The following is a 23,926-nucleotide window of genomic DNA, read 5'->3' as shown; positions in this document are numbered from 1 at the left end:
TCTAAATTTGTTTACATAAAAAATAAACATATGAAAAACGCAAGCATTATTGGCCTGAAAGAAGCCGACTGTAAAAATATCTCAGAAAAATTAAATATTTTATTAGCCAACTATTCAGTATTTTACCAAAACACAAGGGGCTCCCACTGGAATATTAAAGGAGATCAGTTTTTCACTCTTCATCCTAAATTTGAAGAATTATACAATAGCCTTGTATTGAAAATAGACGAGATCGCGGAAAGAATTCTTACACTAGGCGCAACTCCTGCCCATAACTATTCAGACTATCTGAAAGTAGCTACCATTAAAGAAAGTAAAGAGGTTACCGATGCTAATAAAAGCGTAGAGCTTATTCTGAGCTCTTTCAAAGTAGTTATTGACCTGCAGCGAGAACTTCTGGACATTACAGATGCAGCAGGAGACGAAGGAACCAATTCCCAAATGAGCGACTATATTACCGAGCAGGAAAAAGAAGTATGGATGTACAATTCTTATTTAGGAAAGTAAAAGATAAAAATCATCTTGATAAAAAAATCGTCTTACATTTAGGCGATTTTTATTTTAAATAACTATATTTGCGTTAAAATTACACATATTATGCACGATGTTCGATTAAATTCTATTCTGGATAACGATTTCTATAAAATAACAATGCAAAATGCAGTGGTGAAATTATTTCCAAGCTCCATTGTAAAATACGAATTCATCAACAGAGGAAAGCACCAGTTTCCAGAAGGTTTCGATGCAGCTTTAAAGGAAGCAGTCAACAAAATGGCAGAACTGAAACTTACCAAAGAAGAAAAAAATTCATGGCAAGAACCTGTCCTTATATAGACTTACCTTATTTAGATTTTTTAGAAGGCTACCATTATGATCCGTCCGAAGTAAAGATTCATCAGGAAGGCAGCGACCTTTCCGTAATCGTTGAAGGGCTTTGGTACAGAACAATCCTTTGGGAAGTTCCTCTTCTTGCCTTGATCAGCGAGCTACATTATGAAATGAACCATATGGAAAGAGACTCCAATGAAATTGTAATGAAAAGAACTTTAGAAAAGGCAGATTCACTGGCAAGGCTTGGAGTTAATTTCGCTGAGTTCGGAACCAGAAGAAGACATTCTTATAAGGTACAGAATCTGGTGATGGAAGCTTTAACGCAAAATAAGGAATCCACATTCATAGGAAGCTCCAATGTTCATTTTGCGATGAAGTACGGAGTAAAACCTATCGGCACCCATGCACACGAATGGTTTATGTTTCATGCCGCAGAATACGGATTTAAAATGGCCAACGAACTTGCCCTTGAACATTGGGTGGATGTTTACAGAGGTGACTTGGGAGTTGCCCTGTCTGATACTTACACTACCGATGTTTTCTTCCAGCAGTTTGATAAAAAATTCGCCAAACTGTTTGATGGTGTACGCCACGACAGTGGTGATCCTCTGGAGTTTGCAGATAAAACAATAGCGCATTATAAAAATAACGGAATCAATCCTTTATTTAAATATATTATCTTTTCTGATGCCTTAAATCTGGAAAAAGTAGAAGAAATCACCAACTACTGCAAAGGAAAAATCGGGGTATCATTCGGAATCGGAACTAATCTTACCAATGATGTCGGCCTGAAACCAATGAATATCGTTATGAAACTGATCGGTGTACAGGCTCCGAACAAAGAATGGATTCCAACGGTAAAATTATCCGACGAGCATGGAAAATACACTGGTGATCCTAAAATGATTGAGCTCGCCAAAGAATTTCTAAGAATAAAAGATTGAGAGTAAATTTAAGATACTAGATATCGCTTCGCATTAGACTTTTAAAACATATATTATGAGATTAAAAATTTATTTATCCCTTACTCTTCTGGCGGGAGTCTTGTCTTTCGCCCAGGAAAAAAAGCAGAAAAGCGGGCATTCAACCAGGAACTGGCGACCTCCCTTGGTGCCGATAAGTACGGAATGAAAGCCTATACTATTGTCATGCTCACCACTGGAAACACAAAAGTAGATGATAAAGCCAAAATGGGTGAGCTGATGAAAGGCCATATGGCTAATATCGGCAAGCTTGCCGACGAAGGAAAAATAGTCGTAGCCGGACCATTTTTAGAGAAAAACAAAGAAAATTACCGGGGCATGTTTATTTTCAATACCCAATCTAAAGAAGAAGCTGAACAATGGGTAAAAACTGATCCTGCAGTACAAGCCGGAGTCTTCAGCTATGAAATTTTTCCGTGGTATGGATCTGCTGCATTGCCAATGTATTTAAAACACCATGGGGAAATAGCTAAGGAAAATCCATAGGAATGGGGTTTTACAATAATTTTTCAGAAAAAGACCTGATTGAATCTTATACTAATCAAATAGATTATCAGGGGAAAGCAGATAAAGAAATCTTAGCCGAAATTGTAAGCAGAGGCTCTTTAGAAAAGTTTCAGGCTAAAATTAATATTCAAAAGTTAATTTTAAATGAACAAAACAGGGTTATAAGAGAAATTCATGGTTACTACATGAACAAATTATCAAAACAAGAATGCTTACAATTAATACATTCTGATTTACTCACTGATAAAACTATTAACTTTCTAATAGAGACAAAGTACAATCAAATACATAAAAATGTTGAAAATTTAAAAGTTGATTCGGAAACGGTAATTAAAGTAATCTTCGGAACGTTTGTCTCTTCCGCCGTCAGCTCAGTTGTCATTTTCATTCTTCTTTATAAGTTTAACTTTTTAGTAGTTTTTAATTTCTTTTTACTGATACCTGTTTATATCATCAACTATTGGATTATAAGATTGATTACCGGTAAAACAAGAGATAATTTAGCTGTATTTCTAGGCTCATTTATAGCTACTTTACTGAATTGTATATATTTCATCTTATTGTATCAAAGTTCTGAAACATAATAAAAACATTCTCGAATTCAAAAGTCACTATGAAATTTCATGGTGATTTTTTTGACGCCAACAGCGCGATTTTTATTACATTTAAAGAAACTAAAATCCCAATGAAAACCATCGAAGAAGTTCTGAAAAAACTGGATGAGATCATTATCTGGTGTAAAGAAAATCAAAGCCCGGCCGGCTATTTTGCCTGCACTTACAGAATCATGACAGCACAAGTACTGAAAGGTATTCAGCAAAAGAAATTTGAAGATAACCCAAGAATGATTTTACTGGATATTGCTTTTGCACAAAGATATCTCGAAGCCTGGGAAAGCTATAGCAAAGGGAAAAAGTGTACCTATTCCTGGTATCTCGCCTTTGAAGCGACCAAAAATAAGAATCTTCTGATTTTACAGCATATTTTCTTAGGAATGAATGCTCACATCAATCTGGATCTTGGAATTTCTGCTGCTTCAATAATGCCCTACCGGAAAATCAATCCGCTTAAAAGAGATTTTGAAAATATTAATAATGTAATTGCCTCCATCAACCAAAAAGTTCAGGACTCCTTAAATAAAATTTGTTATCCGGTAGATCTCATCGACAAGATTTCCAATGGAAAAGACAATGCTATTCTGGATTTCGCCATTTCCAAAGCAAGGGAAACTTCCTGGGCTACAGCAGTTATTGCTTCCAATACTCCAAACTTTTTAAGAGAATCCGTTATCAATATTGTAGATTATGCTGCAGCAAAAGTAGCATCACAAATTTTAAATCCGAAGATCCTTACTCCTTCATTAACAAAAGAACTGAAAAAATGTGAGAGCAATGATGTAGTGAAAAATATTGAGATTTTATCTGGTACAAAATTGAATTAAGACATTGAAACCAAAAAATTTTAACGGTTTTCCGTAAAAGAAATCAACTTTTCTTTTCGTAATTTTGAAGCATGGAGATGACCTATTTAATTATCGGATGTATTGCCGGCGGAATTCTGGGAGCCGTTATTTTATATTTTGCCTTAAAATCGTCTACGGTTTCAAGAAGTTCTTATGATGAACTAAATAATCTGCACATCAAAAATCATTCAGATCTTGAAAATCTCAATCTGAAAGTTCAGGAGCTGAACCAAAATATCACCAAAGAAAAAGAACTGAACCAGCAGCAAACCGATCTGCTGAATGACCTGAAAAATGAATATGCCAAAATTTCTGCCGAATATGCTTCCCTGAACTCTCAGTTTTTGGAGCAGAAGCAGCTTAATGCCAAGCAGACTTCTCAAATCGAAAATCTGATTTCCGAAAAGCAGCATATTTTTGCCAAAAATTCCGAGCTCTCTGCAAAAAATGACAGCATGCAGAAGTCACTTGATACCCAAAAGGAGGAAATTGCCAAAATTCAGGAAGAATCAAAACTGCAGTTTGAGAACCTGGCCAATAAAATTTTAGAAGAAAAGACGGAAAAGTTTACCACTTTAAATCAGAATAATTTAAAAACCATCCTTGAACCTTTCCAGGAAAAGATTGCAGATCTTAAAAACAGGGTCAACGAAGCTTACGAAAAGGAAAATAAGGAACGCTTCTCCCTTGCGGAAAAAGTAAAGGAACTTGCCGAACTGAATCAGCAGATTTCTGAAGACGCCAAAAAACTGACCAGAGCTTTAAAAGGAGAAAGCAAAACACAAGGAAACTGGGGTGAAATGATCCTTGAAAGCATCCTTGAAAAATCGGGATTAGTAAAAGGAAGAGAATATTTCCTTGAACATGAACTTCGTGATGAGGACAATAAAGCCCTTTTCTCCGAATTTTCCGGTAAAAAAATGCGTCCGGATGCTGTTGTCAAATACCCTGACGAAAGAAATGTCATTATTGATTCCAAAGTATCCCTTACCGCCTTCACAGAATTGGTGGATGAAAACAACCAGGATGTTTATGCCATGAAGCTTAACCAGCATTTAGGCTCTATCAAGAACCATATCCTCCAGCTGAGCCAGAAGGCTTATGACGACTATGGAAAATCATTGGATTTCGTCATGATGTTTATTCCCAGTGAACCTGCTTATATTGCAGCTATGCAGGCAGACCAGAACCTTTGGAACTTTGCGTACGAAAGAAGAATCCTTCTGCTAAATCCAAGTAACCTGATCACTTCCCTGAAGCTTATTGCAGATCTCTGGAAACGTGAATACCAGAACAGAAATTCCATGGAAATTGCTGACCGTGGAGCAAAGCTCTATGATAAATTTGTCGGGTTTGTGGAGAACCTTGAGAAAGTAGGAAAAAACCTTGATCAGGCTAAAAATGTGTACAATGATGCCTACAAACAGCTTTCTACCGGAAATGACAATCTCGTGATCCAAACCCAGAAGCTTAAATCCCTGGGAATTAAAAACAAAAAAGACCTGCCACAAAGCCTTATTGACAACAGCAACTTTCTGGAAACGGAAAACTAAAGCATGCCTAATCACAATTTTTGCATAATTTTGCAGCATGTTGATAGAAAGTTTTCAAAACGATAAAATAAAAAATGTCACCAAGCTTTTGGCAGACAACAGATTCCGTAAAAAAGCCAAAGTTTTTGTTGTTGAGGGACAGCAGGAAAACGAAAGGGCTTTACAATATGATTTTGAACCTGTAGAGTTTTTTATCTGTGAAAATATCTTCAAAGGAAAACTTCCGGAAGGCAGAATTCATTATGTAAGTGAAAAAGTATACGAAAAAATAGCCTACAGGGGAAGCTCTGAAGGAATTATAGGTATTTATAACACCAAGGAAAGTCTTCTTTCATCTTTTATCCCTAAAGAAAATTCAACTGTCATTATTGTAGAAGGAGTAGAAAAACCCGGTAATCTTGGGGCAATCCTGAGAAGCTGCGAAGCTTTTGGAATTGATGCCCTGATCGTTGCCAATGGAAAAGCTGACTTTTACAACCCTAATGTAATACGCTCAAGCGTCGGATGCCTGTTCGGAATGGAAGTTTATGATGCTGAAAATGAAGAAACCCTTGAATTTCTGCAGAAAAATAAGTTCAATATCTACACAACCCTGATGGACGAGACTGCTGAAGATCTTTATAAAAGAGATTTTACCAGGCGTTCCGCCGTATTATTCGGGACGGAGCATTCCGGTTTAAGCGATTTCTGGATCGGGAAAGGAAAAAACACCCTGATTCCTATGGCTGGAAGTATTGATTCTTTAAACCTGAGTAATGCTGTAGCCATTACGTGCTATGAGTCATTGAAACAAAAGAAAGGATAAGGGAAAGGAAGTCTGATGCCGGAAGAGGGAAGCTTTTAAAGTCTAAGTAGTACTTATTTAGTAACATCCATCATCCATCTTCAAATCTTCCACCTCTTACAAAACAATAAGGCATAAAAAAACCGTCTCACAGGGTGAAACGGTTCTTTTATTGTTAAGCTTATGCTAGAATTATTTCTTAGCAGCGTCTTTAACTTCTTTAGCAGCGTCTTTTGCAGCACCTTTAGCAGCATCAGCAGCACCTTTAGCAGCGTCAGCAGCAGCTTCAGTTGTAGCTTTAGCAGCATCAGCACCAGCAGCAGTTGTAGCAGCAGCAGCATCTTTAGTAGCGTCAACAGCAACGTTAGCAGCTGAATCAATTACTTTAGCAGCAGAATCAGTAACTACAGCAGCAGAATCAGCTACGTTAGCAGCAGCAGAATCAGTAGCTCCTTCAGTAGAAGTAGTTTCAGTTTTTTTACAAGCAACTAGAGAGATTGCAGCGATAGCAGCTACGAATAATGACTTTTTCATAATAAATTAAATTTAATTTTGTTAATATTGTTTTTATAAATTTTCTTCTGTTCTGTTATTTGAACAAGACAAAGGTAGAGCAGATACAAAAGTTGTTTATGAAAAATAATTGTAATACATTTGTAAAATTGTTTTACAAAAAAACAATACTGATAATCAACAATTTAATTATTTTATAAAATTGACAGATTTAGATCTATTGCATTTTGAACAGTTAAAAAAAGATGTTCAAACAGAATATTTAAAAAAATCTACTCCCTCCCATGATGAAATTTCAAAATGGAAGGGAATAGATATTATATATTTCCAGGAAGACTTACGCAAAAAAGCCAAAGGCAACATCAGCGAAAAATCTTTTTACACTTATTTTAAAACTTCCCCGGTGACCAAATTGCCTCGTATTGATATGCTCAATTTACTGAGTGTTTATGCGGGATACGAATCCTGGTACGATTTCAAGAAACAGCATCTTTTTGCCGGAGAATTGCTTCAGGAAAATGAAGATCCTGAACCGGAAGAAGTAAAAGAACTGGAAAAAACAGTCTCTTTATCCCCTGAACTTCCTAAAACTGAGATTTCTACTAAAAAAATCGAATATCAGGCTCAGGAAAATGACGATTTACAAAAATCAATAACTGATAATCAAGAGATTAAAGAAAATTTAAAAACACAAGCTCATACAGAAATACAACCGAAAACACCAAGAAAAAATATCCTCAAAAAAAATGCCTGGGCCATTATTACCTCCATTTTAATAGCCGTTACCGGGGTTCTTGGTTTTAAAGATGAAATTTTTTCAAAAACTTATAAATATTGTTTTACCGATAAAGACCGTGGTGTTTCTGTGATCAATACGCTGGAGATAAGGGTCATCAAGGAAAATGAATCTCCGCTACTGTATAAAATAAAGCCCGGCGAGTGCTTTTATTATTCTACCAAAGATAAAAATATCAAAATGCAGATCAGCGCTCCTTTCTATGAGTACCTGGAAGTGAACAGAAACCTGGAAAATGCTCCGGAAGAGGAAATGATAGAGCTGAAACCTGACGATTACAAAATGGCTGCCTATTATTTCTCTATTAAAGACGTAAAAGGTGGTAATTCCGCAGAGCAGGTCGCTCTTATTAAGCAGAAAAGAAATCAGCTGGAAAGTCTTATCAGCAATAATGCAGTGATTTATCAGGTATACGATAATAATACATACGGTATAGAAAGGCTTGATAAGCAGAAATATATTACACTCGTTACAACCCCTACCACATCTCTTAAAAATCTTAATGTTATTGAGATGAAAAAGGACAATAAAGGAAAAATAGTCTCCATTAAATTTAAAATCGCATCTACAGATGAAAAAAATAAATAAATTTCTAATCTTCGCAGTACTTTTTTTAGCATTTGTATCCTGCAATAATAAAAATAAAGAAGTAAGCGATCTGGATATGCTGAGAAACAGCAACAATATAAAAAGCTATCCTGCGGTACAGATGGACAGTATGCAGGCCATTAATTCCATTACCAAACAGAAAGTACAGGAACTCCTGGACCTCTCTACCCTATACCTATCCGGCAACAGAAATACAGAAGTAGACACTTTTATCTATTCCCAAATGGAAAGCTATTTTCATAAGCCCGACTCTACGACGTTTAAAAAACTTTTCCATGAACTGGACAGCCTTAAAGTGAAATCGGTAAAAGTAAATAACCTGAGTGTTTATAAAGAATTCTATAAAAAGGATACTCTGGATTACGCCAAATTCAATCTGGAATATTTTGACGCAAAAAATAAATCCCTGGGAACTTTTGAGAAAAACGCCCAGTATATCCTGCTTTCAACTCCGATGATTAAAAAAGAATTTAAGTTTTATTTCCTAGATTTCTATTCCGATCCGTTAAAAAAAGACAGTACTTCTGTAGGCGTAACCAAATAATCTAAAGGAATATCATTTTCCCAGACATCATCGATTGCTTCATCGGGACTAAAGTAATTGACCCCAATTTTTTTGGATGCAACAGAAATGCTTTGAAAAAAGGCATCATAAAAACCTTTCCCATAGCCTATCCTGTTCCCTTTATGATCGCAGTAAAGCAATGGAGTAATCACATAATCAAAATGCAGTTCCTGCGCATCTTCGTTGGAAAGAGGTTCTGAAATCCCCCAGCTGCTGGTCTCGAATACGGTATCTTTATTGATCTCTACAGAAATCAGTTGATCTTCAACAACCTTAGGGACAAAAACACGGATATCTGCCTTTAAAAGAGCATCAATAAAAATTCCTGTGTCAATTTCCTTAAACTTTTTTATAGGCATAAAAATATGAACCTTCTGCCCTCTTCCAGGTTTAAAATAAGCTAGGAAGTTAGCCATGATCTTCTTAGATAACAGGAAAGCCTCATCAGTTGACAAGGCTTTTCTTTTTTGCATATATTCTTTTCTAAGCTCAGCTTTTAACATAGCTTATCCGTTTTCAGGCTGCAATATTTTATATAGTTTATCAGACAAACGAACTCTGAATGGAAGTTCAAAAGTAATCTGATCTCCCACTTTTGCTGTTTCGCAAGGCCCTCCATTGGCATAAATCTGTGTAATGGTAACTTCCTGCTCACCGGTTGTAGGTCCGGAAATCAAAACTTTATCTCCAATTGAAAGTTCATTATTTTCAATTAAGAACTGGGCAATTTTTGATTTCGAATAATAGTGTTCCGCCTTTCCGATCAGTGTCTTTTTAATTTTGATTTTCTGGCGAATATCTTTTGTTTCTGCCTTAGCTACTTTTCCTAAAGGCTGAGCGGGTAAATCTCCTGATTTTTTAAATTTCAAAGCTTCGGATTTCCCTTTTCTGAAAACTTTATTTCCGACCTGTAAGCCTTTTCTAAGTTTTAGTTGCTCTTCTAAAGGTAAATGGATTGTTTCCAGACATTCTGTAGAACAGCAGTTTTCCATAGCTGCTTTACATTCATCACACTGAATGAACAGTAAGTGACAGGCATCATTAGCACAATTGGTATGGTTATCACAAGGCTTTCCACACTGGTGGCACTGGGAAATAATATCATCTGTAATTCGTTCTCCCAAACGGTGGTCAAACACAAAATTCTTTCCGATAAATTTACTTTTTATACCTTCTTCTTTGATCTGACGGGTGTATTCAATAATTCCGCCTTCAAGCTGGTAAACATTTTTAAAACCCTGGTGTTTGAAATAAGCGCTGGCCTTTTCGCAACGGATTCCACCTGTACAATACATCAACAGGTTTTTATCTTCTTTAAAATCCTGCAGCTGCTCGTTTATAATCGGTAAACTTTCTCTGAAGTTTTCCACATCAGGGGTGATGGCTCCTTCAAAATGCCCTACTTCACTTTCATAATGATTTCTGAAATCCACTACAATCGTATTCGGATCTTCAAGCATATTATTAAATTCCTGCGCTTTTAAATGGATTCCTTTATTGGTTACATCAAAAGAATCGTCATTCAGTCCGTCAGCAACAATCTTGTGTCTAACTTTTATGGTCAGTTTTAAAAAGGAGTGATTGTCTTGCTCAACCGCTACATTCAAACGGATTCCCTTCATAAAATCGTACACTTCCAGCGTATCCCTAAAGGCCTCAAACTGATCTGCAGGTACACTCATCTGAGCATTAATTCCTTCATGGGCAACATAGATACGGCCAAGCGCATCAAGGGCATTCCAGGCTATAAATAATTCGTCGCGAAATTTTTTGGGATCTTCAATTTTGGCATACGCATAGAAAGACAATGTAAGGCGTTCCTTACCGGCTTCATCAATAAGCTGAGCTCTTTCTTCTGCGCTTAAGGTGTTGTACAGTTGCATGCTATAAACGTTTTAAGTGAGAAAAATATTTCTGCAAATATAATCATTTTTCAAATGAGTGTGTGCATGAGCAATGTCATGGTTCGATGAACAGACTGATCAGTGCAATAATCATTCACAGGACTTAAAAAAATTTCGTATCTTATTGCAATCATTTGACGCTGTGCATTTGTAAAAATGTCAGTTTTTCTTTAATAATATTTTAAGTTTTGTTAATGCCGGTATTTAAGATTATGACATAATGTATAAAATGACATAATAGCCGTTAAATTTTAGTTAAAATTGAAACACAGCATACTAATTGCATACTTATTTAGCATTAAATTTGTTTACGGTTAAACAAAAAAATCAATAAATAAAAAGAAAGATATACAATGAAGAGTACTTTAAAAAAACTATTACCATTTGCAGTAGTGGGAGTTGTCTCAGGAGCTACTACCGTTGGGACAATACAATATTTCGGTCAACATTCCAATAACGGCGACCAGTCTTATTTTACAGCCACCGCACCTAATGCGTCATTCGTAGGAATGAATACGGGAGCTGTAGGCGACGATTTCGTAAAAGCGTCGAAAACAACAGTTCCGGCTGTGGTTACCATTAAAAATTACCAGAGCAGATCAACAAGCAGAGCTTCAGAGCAGGATCTTTTTGATTTCTTCTTCGGAGACCCTTTCGGAGGAGGAAGAGGACAGCAGAGACCGAAGCAGCAGGCACCGGACAATATGCCTTCAGGAATGGGTTCCGGGGTGATCATTTCGCCGGACGGATACATCATATCTAACAACCACGTTGTAGCAGGAGCCAACAAACTGGAAGTTGTGTTAAGCAACAAGAAATCCTATATCGCAACGCTGGTAGGAACCGATCCGAATACCGATATCTCTTTATTGAAGATTGAAGAAAAAGGACTTCCTTACTTAAATTTTGCCAATTCAGATAATATTGAAGTAGGTCAATGGGTACTTGCAGTAGGAAACCCGCTTGGATTAAATTCAACGGTTACTGCGGGAATTGTTTCAGCCAAAGGCAGAGGAATCGGAATTCTTGGAGGTCAGGGGAAAGCAACCAACCCGATTGAAAGCTTCATCCAGACCGATGCAGCCATCAACCCTGGTAACTCAGGAGGTGCACTGGTTAACGTAAACGGAGACCTTATCGGGATCAACTCTGCGATCCAGTCTACTACAGGATATTATCAGGGATACGGATTTGCCGTTCCTTCCAATCTGGCAAGAAAGATTGTTGAAGATATCAAGAAATTCGGAATTGTACAGAGAGGATTCTTAGGCGTATCATCATTAGACCTTTCCAATGATCAGCAGGTAGCTGCATACAATCAGCAGTTTAAAACCAACATTAAAGCAGGATCAGGGGTTTATGTAACCGGATTCGGTGATAACAGCGGTGCAGAAGATGCAGGACTTAAAAAAGGTGATATCATTACTAAGATAGACACTTATGATATTACTGATTTTGCGGACCTTTCCATGTCTATCGGAAGCAAGCGTCCTGGTGATAAAGTTCAGGTAACTTACTTAAGAAACGGTAAGGAAAACACCACTACAGTAACCCTGAAAGATCAGAAAGGAGGAACTTCAACAAGAACAAAAGCTGATCTGAGCGTTTCTGAAAAAATAGGAGCAGATTTTGATCCGCTTAGTGACAAATTCAAAACAGAATACGGACTGAACAGCGGTGTCGTTGCTAAAAATGTAAGTGAAGGAAGCGAGATGGCCAAGATCGGAATTGTAGACAATTACATCATTATAGAAGTAAATGGTAAACCTGTTAATTCACAGAAAGATGTTGAGAAAATCCTTGATAAATACCAGGGCAATGTACAGGTGAAATTTGTAGATGACTACGGAAGAATTTATACCAAAGGATTTAAAATGCCTTAATTAATACAGGCAATAGTCTTTTATATAACAAAAACGCTGCAGAAATCTGCAGCGTTTTTTTATTTGGATTTGTTCATTTTCTCAGCAATTCTCCTTTTATTTTTCCGTTCATAAATGACCGCTACGATTTTTCCTCCTATCCACGAAAACGGGAAAAAGGTAAGAAAAATAGAGATCTTATAAAACGTTGGATGGTATGGAAATACAATAACATCCAGCATGGCTATGAAAAGCATAATAAATCCGATAAGAATAGCATAGGCCACCTTGGCATACTTCACAATAAGCGCAGTAGCGACTCCTCCTATCGTGGTCCCAAGACCCGAAATAAACAGCAGAAACCCGAAAAAAGCATTATCGCCTCTCATGCTGTAAAGAAATCTCTGCCAGTGCTCAAAAGGGGCAAAAGCTTCGAAAGTGATCCATTGCGGAAAAACCCTTATACCAAGAGTAATAGTAAGCCCCGCTATAGCAAGACCTACAAGAACCGCAATTGTATTTCTTATAAAATTCATTAATCCTGATGTGCAATCATAGAAATTTCGATATCAACATTCTTAGGCAGGCATGAAACCTGTACTGTTTCACGTGCCGGGTAGCTGTCTGCATCAAGATATGAAGCATAAATATCATTCATTACTGCAAAATCGTCCATGCTTTTAAGGAAGATCGTAGCCTTCACTACATTTTTGAAGGTTAATCCTGCTTCCGTAAGAATGGCTTCAAGGTTTTTCATTACCTGATGGGTTTCTTTCTCAATTCCTTCTACCAGTTTGCCCGTTGCAGGGTCTACAGGGATCTGTCCGGAAATGTATAAAATTCCGTTAGCCAGATTAGCTTGTGAATAAGGCCCGATAGCCGCAGGTGCATTAACTGTGTTAATTATTTGTTTCATAAGTGGATATTTATTTTTTTCAATTTCTTATGTAATCACTATCTGCCGTAAAATTTCATCAACAGCGATTTCATTAGAATTTATTTTGGTTGCAAATATAAAATTTATATTTACAATTGTCAATCTGATATTAGAAAGGTGCGCCCGGCTGTGTAAAACTTCTGTCTTTATATTTCAGCGCATCGCTTAAGATGTTGGCTTTGATACCGATAAAGAAGTCATATACTTTATACTGCCCGAAAGGCACCCAGTTGAAATTGATCGTGAAACTTCGCTGATCTCTGGAGAACCCGATTCTTGTGTAGGCAAGATCTTTCGTTACCAGGTCAAAATGCGTACTTCCGTTGATATTCCAGTACGGAGTAAGTTTAATACTGCCATCCAGACCTATAGAAGCAATTTTGGTACCCAATGCAGACAGACCTTTTGAATAGGCATAGTTGGCATTGATATTCAAAGTCCATGCCTGATCGAAATGGGCATAATTATCATCATCAAAATAATAATTTTCATTCCTTATTTCTCCTTTGGCAGGATATTTTTTAGCATAGTCTGTTTTTTCGCCAAAGAGCTCGCTGCTTAAAGGATAGGATAACTGTACATTGAATCCCTGCACACTGAAGTGGCCAAACTGTTCTGTTCTTATTCCCTGTGTGGCACCCGGCTCAAAAACAATTTTATAAGGCTCCAGTGAAAGGCTGGTATTAACGTTTAATTTATTATTAAAGAATGAAGACTGTCCGTTGATACTGAATACAGACCATGGATGGTCTTTGGCTGCGAAATTGTAATTTCCGGAAAGGTTAAGGGATTCGAAGATCTTTATTTTCTTCACGCCGGTAGAATCACTTTTAGACTTTACCTTCATTTCAATATTATTCCCGATATTAAAACCTAAGGCTCCTACTACCCCGCTTGACGGGCTTCCTACAATTCCTTTTTCAAAAATAGAATAAGGGGTCAGCGCACCTTCTGCGTTATAATAATTCCTGTAATATCCAAACCCGGGACTCGAAAAATCCGGAGAATAAGTAAAGCTAAGGCTTGGCGTCATCATATGTCTTACCGCTTCTACCGCAGATCCTTTTTTAAATTTCAACATCCCATAAAGGGTAGTCTGAAGACTGGCAGATGATGAGAACGTAGAATATCCCGCAATGTTTTTCTGGATTTCATCCACATCCACATTTTTTACAGGATCGTAATATTTCCTTAGAGTTTTAGTTGTTAAAGCATTGTCTACAGTTGCATTTAAACTGAATGTAAAATATTTGGCTACCGTTGTATTGGTTCCCAGGGCAATATTATTTTTAAGTCCTGTCTGCATCTTGTCCCACATAGCTTTTGTGAAAAGCTCATTTTCCTGTGTCGTTACAAAATTGGTCAGGTTAAAGCCTGTATTTACCGTAATATTTTCAAGAAGACCCTGTCTTACTCCCGTTTTCGATTTAAACAGATAGAACTGGTTGATGGCTACGTTCAATTGAGGAAGACGAAGATCTGCAAGCCCGGTCGCAAAATTTTGGGAGTATGATGCCGTTCCCGTAATCGTTGCAGGCAGCTTTAGGAATCTTTTCGTAACCGTTACCGCTGAACTCTGCTGCGTATTCAGAACGTTCTGGTTGAAAATATAGTTATTATTAAGCGGGTTGTTATAAAATTTGGTACTTACAACATCCACAGAAGCACTGAAAGTCAGGAAAGGATTTGCCTTGGTATCCTGTGTGTGGGTCCATGCAATTCTGTAGGTACTGTTTTTAGTATAATCATCCAATCCTTTGATCCCTCTTACCATTGTTCCCACATCTGCTGTAAATGTTCCGGAATAGCGGTATTTCTTCAGATAATTCATCTGTGGCCTCAGGTTCCAGCTTCCTTTGGTATAAATATCGGCAAGTATTTTAAGATCAAAATGCTCCCCTATCGGCTGGTAATACCCCAACCCGTTGAGGAAAAAACCTACATCTTCCCTTTCCCCAAAACTTGGAATAAGGATCCCGGCTGCCCTCTTTTCTGAGAACGGAAGGATGGCAAACGGAAGAATAAGAGGCGTAGGAACCCTTTCTATATACATCTGAATAGGCCCCGTAACAATCTGTGATTTATTTTTGGTTTTGATCAGCTTGATGTTGGATGCCCTCATAAAGTAATCCGCAGCTGTATCTTTTTTCTTGATATAATATTCATCCGTGGTATAATCCGCATTTCTCATGGCAAAAACGGAATCATTATACTTCTTGGTTTTCTGTGCAGTGATGACGCCTTCACTTTCTTCTGTCCTTGCATTGAAAGCTATAGCCTGCTTGGTTTTTGTATTGTAGCTGAATTCGTTGGTTTCGTATTTTTTCCGGCCTGAGTGGTAATGACAGGTTCAATAATCTTACCTAATGAATCCAGTTTTCCACGGGCATAGATGAGATTTTTGTTATCATCAATAGAAATATAATCTGCATCGATCTGCATGTCCTGGTATTTTACCTGGGCATTTTTATTCAGGAACGTCATTTTCTTCGGAACATCTCTTCGCTGGTCATCTGCTTTTGTGCGGAGAACATCATCCAGAGCTTCCTTTTTTACGACAATGGTATCCTTTTTGGAAATAGTATCATTAACCGCATTTTTAGGCAATTTTTCAGGCGTTTTCTGTGCTAAAAAATTGTTAAAAATTAGGATAATTAAAATTTGTAATATATTTTTGAGGACGGTTTTGGCCAATTTTATTCTATAATTATGGCTCAAAATTAGTATAATTTTTAAAACTGTAAGATGTACAAACAAAAATTTAAAATAATTTTATCATTTCTCTTCATCCTCTCCAGCATTTTAATTTTTTCGCAAAAGAAATTTACAATCGTTTTGGATGCCGGACATGGGGGAAGTGATCACGGGGCGAACAGAACTTATGCGGACATCGGAAGAGTTGCCGAAAAAGACGTTACGCTTGCCGTTACTTTAAAAGTAGGGGCAATGTTGGAAAAAAACAGAGATTTCAAAGTGATATATACCCGTAAGTACGACGAATATCCTTCCCTTTCGGACAGAACCAATCTGGCGAACAGGAGCAAAGCTGATCTTTTTGTCTCCATCCACTGTAATTCTTCACAAAGACCTACGGCTTACGGAACTGAAACCTATGTACAGGGACCCAACCAGAATGACGAGAATCTTGAAGTAGCCAAAAGAGAGAACGATGTGATCTTTCTGGATGAAAAAGACAGACAGACCTTCGGGTCCTACAATCCGAGTTCTCCGGAATCTCTTATAGCGCTGAAGCTGCAGCAGAACAAATATCTGGAATCCAGTTTACTGCTTGGCGGGCTGGTAGAAGGTAACTTTGTTAATAAAGACAAAAGATTTTCAAGAGGTGTATTTCAGAAGAACCTTCACGTACTGCGTATGAATGCCATGCCATCAGTACTTATTGAAACAGGATTCATCAACCATCCTGAAGAGAGCCACTACCTGGCCTCCGAAAAAGGACAGAATGAAATTGCGGAAAGTATTTATAACGCCATTATCGATTATAAAAAAGCCATTGACAGGAAAACAGGAGGGTCTTCCATTGCCACCAGAAAACCGGAACCTGAAAAACCGGCTGAAACTCCTTTAAAAAATGACTTCAGAATTTTACTGTTGAGCTCCCCTACCAAATATAATGACGGAGATCCTGCTTTAAAGGGCTTAAATTATATTCTCCCTATCAAAGACAATGGCCAGTATAAATATTACTACGGAGTAACCAATATGGCTTCCATTAAGGATATTAATCTTAAAACTGCCAAAGATGCAGGCTTCAGGAATGCTTATGCGGTAGGATTTATGCCGAATCAGAAACTGCTGACCGGTTATTATACCATAGAGGTTTATACGGGTGAAAAACTGAATGGCAATTCGTTTATTCTTCAGACATTGAAAGATGTAGAAAGAAATAAAGACAATGGGGTGTTCTATTACACCTATGGCAAGGTATATACTTTAGAAGATGCTGTAAAGCTTCAAAAAGACCTTGAATCCAAAGGAATCAAGAATACCGTTATCCAAAAAGTTTTTAAATAACGTGAAAAATAATTTTGAAGTTAAAAAGTTAATCATTACTTTTGCAACCTCAAAATTTGGCCTATTCGTCTAGTGGTTAGGACTCAAGATTTTCATTCTTGCAACAGGGGTTCGATTCCCCTATAGGCTACCAAATTTGATATCATGCCGGATTTAAAAATACAAGAAGCAAAATTGCTTTTTAAGAAAATCCACTCTAACCCAAAAAGTTATGATTTACAGATCAATGAAGACGGGATTACAGGCAGGGATGATAAAATAAGTTTCAGACTTTACAGGACGGGAGAAAGGTTTGCCTTTGAAGTAACAATTGACGGACTTTCCTTTACCAATACTACGGGAGAATGGAACAATGCGATGATTATGCTTAGCAGCACAATCAAGAAAATAGAACGAGAACAAGAGAATTTAAAAATAGAACAAGCAATAGATAAACTCAGAAAATACCTGTCCGAAGAAAATTAAAAAATTTTAAAAAATAATTTGGCAGATTCAAAAAAAGTTTATAGTTTTGCACTCACATTTGAACGATATGGCAAATCATAAATCAGCATTAAAGAGAATTAGACAGAACGAAGTTAGAAGAGTTCGTAACAGATATTATCACAAGACTGCAAGAACTGCTCTTAAAGTTTTGAGAAATGAAGAAAACAAAGCTGCTGCTACAGAGCAACTGCCAAAAGTTATCGCTTTATTGGATAAATTAGCTAAGAAAAACATTATCCACAAAAACAAAGCGGCTAACTTGAAAAGCAAATTAACAAAGCACGTTAATAAATTAGCGTAAAAGTATAGTTGGCCCGTTCGTCTATCGGTTAGGACCTCAGATTTTCATTCTGGTAAGAGGGGTTCGATTCCCCTACGGGCTACTAATTTAATCACTGCTAACCAAGTGGTTAATAATAAGAGTTGTAAACTTATAAAAACAAAAATCTAACACACTATATGATAGTGGAAGATAGAGGGCCCGTTCGTCTATCGGTTAGGACCTCAGATTTTCATTCTGGTAAGAGGGGTTCGATTCCCCTACGGGCTACTAAACAGGAAAAATGATTCATTTCGTTTTTCCTGTTTTCTTTTTAGGCATACTCTATAAAGATCATTTCAGGAGACTCAGAATACAAAATAAAGTTTCAGTCGCTTTATTTACAATCCCTTTTATTAAATTGCATTCAGATAATTCATTAAACCAGACTAGATCCATTGAAAGGTTTGCAAAAATTAATTGATACCATTTCAAAACACGTTACACTTACCCAAGAGGAAAAGGTGCTTTTCGGTACTTTATGGTCACAAAAGATTTTAGAAAAAGGCGATTATCTGCTCAGGAACGGTGAAATTTGCCGTACGGATAATTATATTGTCTCCGGAACCCTGAAGGCATTCTGCATCAATGTCAATACCGGCAATGAAGAGATCCTGTATTTTGCCATTGATGAATGGTGGGCAACAGATATGGAAAGTTTCCGTAAACAGGAGCCTTCGATTTACAATATCCAGGCACTGGAAAAAACGGAAATCCTACAGATTAATTTTCATGCTTTTCAAAATATGCTGAAGCAAATCCCTTCTCTTGAAAGATATTTCCGCATCATTTTAGAGAGCTACCTTGGAGCTCTGCAGAAAAGAATAATCTATACCCATATTTATAACGCAGAATACCGTTATCTTGACTTTTTGCAAAACTATCCGCAAATTGCGGCCAAAGTACCACAGTATCTCATTGCCTCCTATCTTGGTATTTCACCAGAATTCCTGAGCAGGATCCGGAAGAAAAACAAAATCCATTGAACTAGATCAATATTCTCCTTTTTTTAAGTTCAGACCTTTGTATTCATAATTCAAAAAGATGAACAAATTACTTATCATTAATGCAAGCATTAGAAATGAAAGATCCTACAGCAGAAAACTGACGCAGCTATTTGTTGATAACTGGATGAGTAAACATCCTGAGGATCGTTTTACTTTCAGAGAAACAGGACTCGAAATGATCAACCCTGTTAATGAAAAATGGATTGCCGGAGCATTTGCAAAGCCGGAAACCAGAACTGAAGAAGATCAGCAAGCCTTACAGTTGAGCAATGAACTGGTCAGGGAATTAAAGGAAAATAATATGTATATCATTGGAACCCCTATGTACAACTGGTCTGTACCAAGCGGATTAAAAGCTTATATAGATCAGGTAATGAGAATCAATGAAACCTGGAAGTTCCGTTCCGGAAAACCCGATGGAGATTATATTGGATTGCTTGAAAATAAGAAACTCTTCATTCTTTCGAGCAGAGGCGATACAGGTTATGGCGAAGGTGAAAAAAACGAGCATATGAATTTCCAGACAACTTATTTAAAGTTTATTTTCGGAATCATGGGAGTTAAAGATGTTACTGTAATCTCACTGGATAACGAAGAGTTCGGAGGAGAAATATTTGAACAGTCAAAACAGAAAATTTTCCAGGCTATCAACGCTATTGAATAATATTCTGTCAAAAAAACAAAGAGAGATTTTCATTGAGATCTCTCTCTTTGTTATCTGCCCATTTTAATCTTTGCCTGAATTTTTAGGCTATATTCTGAAAAAGCTCTACCTTTGCATTCATCAGATGATAAGATGTATTTATGCAGATTCAAAGAAGAACATTAGCCCAGGAAGTTGCAGATCGATTGATTCAAGGTATAATCAACGATGAGTATGCCATTGGTGAAAAGCTTCCTATTGAACCGGAACTGATGAAAATTTATGGTGTAGGACGTTCCAGCATTCGCGAAGCCATAAAAATATTATCTATAAAAGGCGTGCTGAATGTCCAGCAAGGGGTGGGAACATTTGTAACTTCCAAAAATGTACAGGAATCTCTAGAAACAAAGATCGACAAAGCTGAAATAGAGGAAGTTTATGAAGTACGCTCTGTTCTGGACTCTAAGATTGCAGCGAAGGCAGCCATCCATCGTAGCGAAAAAGATTTGAAAACCATGAAAATGTATCTGGATCTCCGGGAAAAACTTGCCGGAGAAAACCAGGCACTGGAATGCTATCAGGCTGATATCAATTTTCACATATCCATTGCAGAAGCCTGTGGTAATGCATTGCTGAAAGAAATATATAAAATAACCAGCAAGCATATTCTCAGAACTTTTGAGAGCAGTCACAACAACAATACAGACTCTTTTAAAATTTCACAAAAAATACATACGGATCTTTATCAGTGTATTGAAAATAAAGATCCCGAAAATGCTGCCCGCATCGCACAGCTTATTGTCGATAAAGTATATTAATAAATAATTTTTTAACAAAATTCATCAGATGACATGATGAATTTTAAAATTACGATTCATGGAAACTATTCAGAAACCAACAATTGATACTACTAAAATTGTTTACCCCATCCTGTTTATGATCAGCTTTTCTCATTTCTTAAATGATCTGATCCAATCTACTATTCCTTCATTATATCCGATTTTAAAGGGTGAGTTCAGTCTATCCTTTGCCCAGATCGGTATCATTACTCTGGTCTTCCAGCTTACGGCTTCCATTTTACAGCCCTTTGTTGGGATTTATACTGATAAAAGACCCAATCCGAGATCTTTGGCTATAGGAATGGGACTATCGATGGCTGGACTTCTCCTTCTGGCAGCAGCCCATCAATATTATATGATTCTGGTCGCAGTAGCTTTAATTGGTATGGGATCTTCCGTTTTCCATCCCGAAGCTTCCCGGGTGGCTCAGCTGGCATCGGGCGGTCAGAAAGGACTTGCCCAGTCCATTTTCCAGGTAGGAGGAAACTCCGGGAGTGCTATTGGTCCTTTGCTTGTAGCATTAATTGTACTTCCTTTAGGACAAGGCTATGTGGGACTCTTTGCTATTGCAGCTTTTATCGGCATCTTATTATTATGGCGAATCGGAAACTGGTATGCAGAAAGACTTTCATTAAAAAAATCTGCTAAACATCCGAATGATATTATTGAAATTCAGCTGTCCAGAAAAAAATTATATTTTCTGTCACAATTCTGCTGGCTCTGGTATTCTCCAAATACATCTACCTGGCCTCAATGACTAATTATTTTACTTTTTTTCTTATTGATAAGTTTCACATTTCTGTAAAGGATTCCCAGTTATATTTATTTATGTTTCTTGCAGCAGTTGCTGTAGGCACAATCCTTGGCGGGAAGCTGGGTGATAAATACGGCAGAAAGAAAATTATCTGGATCTCCATTTTGGGAGCCGCACCTTTTACGCTTTGCCTTCCCTATCTTCCTTTGGTATGGACTATAATATTCGCTGTTTTAATTGGTTTAATCATCGCATCTGCATTTTCTGCCATTCTTGTGTATGCCACGGATCTTATGCCTAACAAAATCGGATTGGTAGCAGGCTTATTTTTCGGATTTATGTTTGGGATGGGTGGTATTGGTTCTGCTGTCCTGGGAGCATTAGCAGATGATACCAGCATTGAATATGTATTTAAAATCTGTGCTTTCTTACCTCTTATGGGTATAATAACTGCGTTTTTACCTAATATTAAAGGAAAGAAAAAATAATTTAATCTTATAAAAACTTAATAGTTCCGGCAGTTATATTGAATTAAGAAATTTTACATAATTCACATTAAGTAGAAATAATATTGTTTACATATACTTTTATGTTTAAATTTGGATAAAACATTAACCAAACTTTATTACAATATGAAATCTATTTTACTTTCAAAAGGCTGTCTTTTTCAGGCTGCTTTATTTATGGCTTTTTTATTTCAATTCAATAACGCGCAGGCACAAAGCAGAATCTATGCGAACGACCAGCTTTCCAATGTATATGGCGTATGCCTTGGATGTGCCGTACAGAATCCCCTGAATGCCGTGGGAGATAATGAAGATAACTACTCCACCATGGTCATGGGTACCGTTTTACTGGGAGGTGTTGAGCAAACCCTGAGATTCCCGGAAGTAAGACTCAATACTAAACTGGTGATCGGCATCGGAACCAATAATATCCCTCTTACCGTTCAGCTTTTAAGCGGAGTTTACATAGAAACGATGAGCGGAACGACATCAAACAATGACAGTCAGATGATCACCGGTAATCTGCTGAAGCTGGCAGATAATCCATCCAGAGCAACGATAGAACTGATTCCTGCCAGCTCCTATAACGCAGTTAAAATAAGACTGAGCGGAGGTGTACTCAGTCTGGGTGGCGGATTCAGGATTTATTATGCTTACCAGGATCCACTGATCAGCATAATGGCTCACAGCCAGAACGGTCAGGTTACTCTTGGAGGAAATGTTCCGGTAGAAGGTTCAGAAGTAACATTGTTCAATACCTACGGAAAAGAAGTCTTTCGTTCTACATTAAAATCAAACACATTTGAACCCAGACAGTCTGAAGGTGTTTATATCATGAATATACAAACTAAAGAAGGAAAAACATATTCCAGAAAAATTTCAATCAAATAATTAAATAAACAGAAAAATAAATGCGGTAGATTTTTAAGTCTGCCGTTTTTTGTACTCATTTTCGGAGAAATACACAAAACAATAATTTATTAAATGGAAATAAGTCATAATCATAAATATCAACAAATTATTAACAATTCACATAAATATGAAATAAAATAAACAACATAATCATTTTATTTATAAATTTATAGAAAACTAAAACCCAAAATTTTATACATATGAAAACTTATTTATTACAGGCTCAACGCACGATGAAAGCAGCATTTCTGGCAGCATTTCTACTTTTAACAAGCACGATGACTTTTGCACAGATTGTGAAGACCTATGCAAGCAGCCAAACCAATCAGGTATTGGGAGTATGCTTAGGCTGCGGAGTATTGAATCCTCAAAATGCAGTAGGAAGCAACGAAAATGACTACTCAACTCTTCAGGTTTCAGTAGGCCTTCTGGCGAGAACAGAACAGACCTTAATCTTTCCAACGACCAATATTGCCAATAATACCAACAAGCTTGTGATTGGAATTGGTTCAAATGGCACTCCAATATCTGCTCAGCTGTTGGGAGGAGTATCCATTGAAACATTTAACGGCAATGTTTCCAACAACGATTACCAAAGTCTTAACAGTGGATTGCTCAACCTCGGAGCCGGAGACCCAAGCAAAGGTGAGATTGAGCTTACCATGAATATTCCTTTTGACCGTGTCAAAATCAATGTGAATTCAGGATTATTGAATATAGGCGGTGAGCTTAGAGTATATTATGCTTATCAGTACAAAGATCCGTATATCAATTTCATGGCTCACAATGAGAACGGGCAGTTTACTCTTGACAAAAATATTACTGCAGCAGGTTCGGAGGTTACTTTAACCAATGCTTCAGGAAAAGAGGTATTCCGTTCCAGGCTGACTTCAAGCACATTTGAAACAAAACAGCCACAGGGAGTATACATCATGAACATTACGACAAAAGAAGGAAAAACATACTCTAAAAAGGTGATTATCAAATAATAAAAGAAACATAACAGATCAGATCAAGCAGGCTTTCAGTCTATCGAATTTTAAAACATTCTGATAATGCCTAAAAAATCGGCGGCCCGTTCGGGCCGCCGATTCATTGAAATATAAAGATGTGATAAGG

General features: G+C 37.1%; 24 protein-coding genes, 3 tRNA genes and 2 pseudogenes. 23 read left to right on the top strand and 6 right to left on the bottom strand.

All coding sequences use genetic code 11. The features are described 5' to 3' along the window. Window positions 1-30: 30 nt before the first annotated feature. From N4G44_RS04500 to N4G44_RS04470, 7 genes and pseudogenes are all read left to right on the top strand, one after another. Complete coding sequence (locus N4G44_RS04500) at window positions 31-507, top strand: Dps family protein (RefSeq protein WP_474924796.1); 477 nt, start codon at window positions 31-33, stop codon at window positions 505-507. A gap of 90 nt (window positions 508-597) precedes the next feature. Continuing rightward, a pseudogene (pncB, locus tag N4G44_RS04495) lies at window positions 598-1,775 on the top strand (nicotinate phosphoribosyltransferase). Window positions 1,776-1,958: 183 nt separating this feature from the next. Then, window positions 1,959-2,300, top strand: a complete 342-nt coding sequence (locus N4G44_RS04490) for a YciI family protein (protein WP_474924795.1) — start codon at window positions 1,959-1,961, stop codon at window positions 2,298-2,300. Window positions 2,301-2,302: 2 nt separating this feature from the next. Continuing rightward, window positions 2,303-2,905: a hypothetical protein gene (locus N4G44_RS04485; RefSeq protein ID WP_474924794.1), complete on the top strand. Its 603-nt coding sequence runs from the start codon at window positions 2,303-2,305 to the stop codon at window positions 2,903-2,905. A 101-nt stretch (window positions 2,906-3,006) separates the two neighbouring features. Beyond that, a complete protein-coding gene (locus N4G44_RS04480) occupies window positions 3,007-3,762 on the top strand; it encodes a DUF5995 family protein (RefSeq protein WP_474924793.1) in 756 nt (251 codons plus the stop codon). Between the two features lie 71 nt (window positions 3,763-3,833). Next, window positions 3,834-5,336 (top strand): DNA recombination protein RmuC, encoded by a 1,503-nt coding sequence (locus tag N4G44_RS04475; RefSeq protein ID WP_474924792.1) that lies wholly within the window; start codon window positions 3,834-3,836, stop codon window positions 5,334-5,336. 37 nt (window positions 5,337-5,373) lie between these two features. Further along, complete coding sequence (locus tag N4G44_RS04470; RefSeq protein WP_474924791.1) at window positions 5,374-6,141, top strand: TrmH family RNA methyltransferase; 768 nt, start codon at window positions 5,374-5,376, stop codon at window positions 6,139-6,141. 171 nt (window positions 6,142-6,312) lie between these two features. On the opposite strand, the gene N4G44_RS04465 is transcribed toward N4G44_RS04470, so the two are convergent. Further along, the gene (locus N4G44_RS04465; protein ID WP_040993509.1) at window positions 6,313-6,654 is read right to left on the bottom strand and encodes a hypothetical protein; all 342 of its coding nucleotides are present in this window, start codon (window positions 6,652-6,654) and stop codon (window positions 6,313-6,315) included. Window positions 6,655-6,835: 181 nt separating this feature from the next. Here N4G44_RS04465 and N4G44_RS04460 point away from each other — a divergent pair, with 181 nt between their 5' ends. Together N4G44_RS04460 and N4G44_RS04455 are read left to right on the top strand one after the other, a co-directional pair. Beyond that, window positions 6,836-8,017, top strand: a complete 1,182-nt coding sequence (locus tag N4G44_RS04460; protein WP_474924790.1) for a hypothetical protein — start codon at window positions 6,836-6,838, stop codon at window positions 8,015-8,017. Further along, window positions 8,001-8,582, top strand: coding sequence for a hypothetical protein (locus N4G44_RS04455; protein ID WP_040993507.1), 582 nt, complete (start codon window positions 8,001-8,003; stop codon window positions 8,580-8,582). Before N4G44_RS04460 ends, N4G44_RS04455 begins: the two co-directional genes overlap by 17 nt. On the opposite strand, the gene N4G44_RS04450 is transcribed toward N4G44_RS04455, so the two are convergent. Both N4G44_RS04450 and trhO read right to left on the bottom strand, forming a co-directional pair. Then, complete coding sequence (locus N4G44_RS04450; protein ID WP_474924789.1) at window positions 8,531-9,106, bottom strand: 5-formyltetrahydrofolate cyclo-ligase; 576 nt, start codon at window positions 9,104-9,106, stop codon at window positions 8,531-8,533. The two genes, N4G44_RS04455 and N4G44_RS04450, sit on opposite strands and share 52 nt — an antisense overlap. A 3-nt stretch (window positions 9,107-9,109) precedes the next feature. Further along, on the bottom strand, window positions 9,110-10,486 hold the full coding sequence (trhO, locus tag N4G44_RS04445; RefSeq protein WP_474924788.1) for an oxygen-dependent tRNA uridine(34) hydroxylase TrhO: 1,377 nt from the start codon (window positions 10,484-10,486) through the stop codon (window positions 9,110-9,112). A 374-nt stretch (window positions 10,487-10,860) separates the two neighbouring features. On the opposite strand from trhO, the gene N4G44_RS04440 reads away from it, so the two are divergent. Further along, on the top strand, window positions 10,861-12,390 hold the full coding sequence (locus N4G44_RS04440; RefSeq protein ID WP_474924787.1) for a trypsin-like peptidase domain-containing protein: 1,530 nt from the start codon (window positions 10,861-10,863) through the stop codon (window positions 12,388-12,390). Window positions 12,391-12,449: 59 nt separating this feature from the next. Here the strand turns inward: N4G44_RS04440 and N4G44_RS04435 are convergent, their stop codons facing one another. From N4G44_RS04435 to N4G44_RS04425, 3 genes and pseudogenes are all read right to left on the bottom strand, one after another. After that, window positions 12,450-12,905, bottom strand: a complete 456-nt coding sequence (locus tag N4G44_RS04435) for a hypothetical protein (RefSeq protein ID WP_474924786.1) — start codon at window positions 12,903-12,905, stop codon at window positions 12,450-12,452. Beyond that, a complete protein-coding gene (locus N4G44_RS04430; RefSeq protein WP_474924785.1) occupies window positions 12,905-13,285 on the bottom strand; it encodes a RidA family protein in 381 nt (126 codons plus the stop codon). Before N4G44_RS04430 ends, N4G44_RS04435 begins: the two co-directional genes overlap by 1 nt. A gap of 130 nt (window positions 13,286-13,415) precedes the next feature. Then, window positions 13,416-16,000, bottom strand: a pseudogene (locus tag N4G44_RS04425) (putative LPS assembly protein LptD). 51 nt (window positions 16,001-16,051) lie between these two features. Between N4G44_RS04425 and N4G44_RS04420 the strand changes: the two are divergent. From N4G44_RS04420 to N4G44_RS04360, 13 genes are all read left to right on the top strand, one after another. Continuing rightward, on the top strand, window positions 16,052-17,341 hold the full coding sequence (locus N4G44_RS04420) for an N-acetylmuramoyl-L-alanine amidase family protein (protein WP_474924784.1): 1,290 nt from the start codon (window positions 16,052-16,054) through the stop codon (window positions 17,339-17,341). 58 nt (window positions 17,342-17,399) lie between these two features. Then, a tRNA-Glu gene (locus N4G44_RS04415) sits at window positions 17,400-17,474 on the top strand. Window positions 17,475-17,485: 11 nt separating this feature from the next. Continuing rightward, window positions 17,486-17,806: a hypothetical protein gene (locus tag N4G44_RS04410; protein ID WP_260540676.1), complete on the top strand. Its 321-nt coding sequence runs from the start codon at window positions 17,486-17,488 to the stop codon at window positions 17,804-17,806. 67 nt (window positions 17,807-17,873) lie between these two features. Next, a complete protein-coding gene (rpsT, locus tag N4G44_RS04405; protein WP_066679876.1) occupies window positions 17,874-18,128 on the top strand; it encodes a 30S ribosomal protein S20 in 255 nt (84 codons plus the stop codon). Window positions 18,129-18,138: 10 nt separating this feature from the next. Beyond that, window positions 18,139-18,210, top strand: a tRNA-Glu gene (locus tag N4G44_RS04400). A 95-nt stretch (window positions 18,211-18,305) separates the two neighbouring features. Then, a tRNA-Glu gene (locus tag N4G44_RS04395) sits at window positions 18,306-18,377 on the top strand. A gap of 176 nt (window positions 18,378-18,553) precedes the next feature. Then, window positions 18,554-19,132: a Crp/Fnr family transcriptional regulator gene (locus tag N4G44_RS04390; protein WP_474924783.1), complete on the top strand. Its 579-nt coding sequence runs from the start codon at window positions 18,554-18,556 to the stop codon at window positions 19,130-19,132. 58 nt (window positions 19,133-19,190) lie between these two features. After that, window positions 19,191-19,817 carry an FMN-dependent NADH-azoreductase gene (locus tag N4G44_RS04385; protein WP_474924782.1) on the top strand — a complete coding sequence of 209 codons (627 nt, stop codon included), beginning with the start codon at window positions 19,191-19,193 and terminating at the stop codon, window positions 19,815-19,817. A gap of 140 nt (window positions 19,818-19,957) precedes the next feature. Continuing rightward, window positions 19,958-20,614 carry a FadR/GntR family transcriptional regulator gene (locus N4G44_RS04380; protein ID WP_474924781.1) on the top strand — a complete coding sequence of 219 codons (657 nt, stop codon included), beginning with the start codon at window positions 19,958-19,960 and terminating at the stop codon, window positions 20,612-20,614. A 58-nt stretch (window positions 20,615-20,672) separates the two neighbouring features. After that, window positions 20,673-21,392 carry an MFS transporter gene (locus N4G44_RS04375; RefSeq protein ID WP_474924780.1) on the top strand — a complete coding sequence of 240 codons (720 nt, stop codon included), beginning with the start codon at window positions 20,673-20,675 and terminating at the stop codon, window positions 21,390-21,392. After that, the gene (locus N4G44_RS04370) at window positions 21,389-21,877 is read left to right on the top strand and encodes an MFS transporter (RefSeq protein WP_474924779.1); all 489 of its coding nucleotides are present in this window, start codon (window positions 21,389-21,391) and stop codon (window positions 21,875-21,877) included. The genes N4G44_RS04375 and N4G44_RS04370 overlap by 4 nt, the downstream gene beginning before the upstream one ends. Before the next feature lie 144 nt (window positions 21,878-22,021). Then, complete coding sequence (locus N4G44_RS04365; protein WP_474924778.1) at window positions 22,022-22,786, top strand: T9SS type A sorting domain-containing protein; 765 nt, start codon at window positions 22,022-22,024, stop codon at window positions 22,784-22,786. Between the two features lie 221 nt (window positions 22,787-23,007). Further along, complete coding sequence (locus N4G44_RS04360; RefSeq protein ID WP_474924777.1) at window positions 23,008-23,796, top strand: T9SS type A sorting domain-containing protein; 789 nt, start codon at window positions 23,008-23,010, stop codon at window positions 23,794-23,796. The last annotated feature ends 130 nt before the right edge of the window (window positions 23,797-23,926 follow it).

The sequence above is a fragment of the Chryseobacterium sp. GTID13 genome, assembly GCF_056172655.1.
This window is presented reverse-complemented; position numbering and strand designations above follow the sequence as displayed.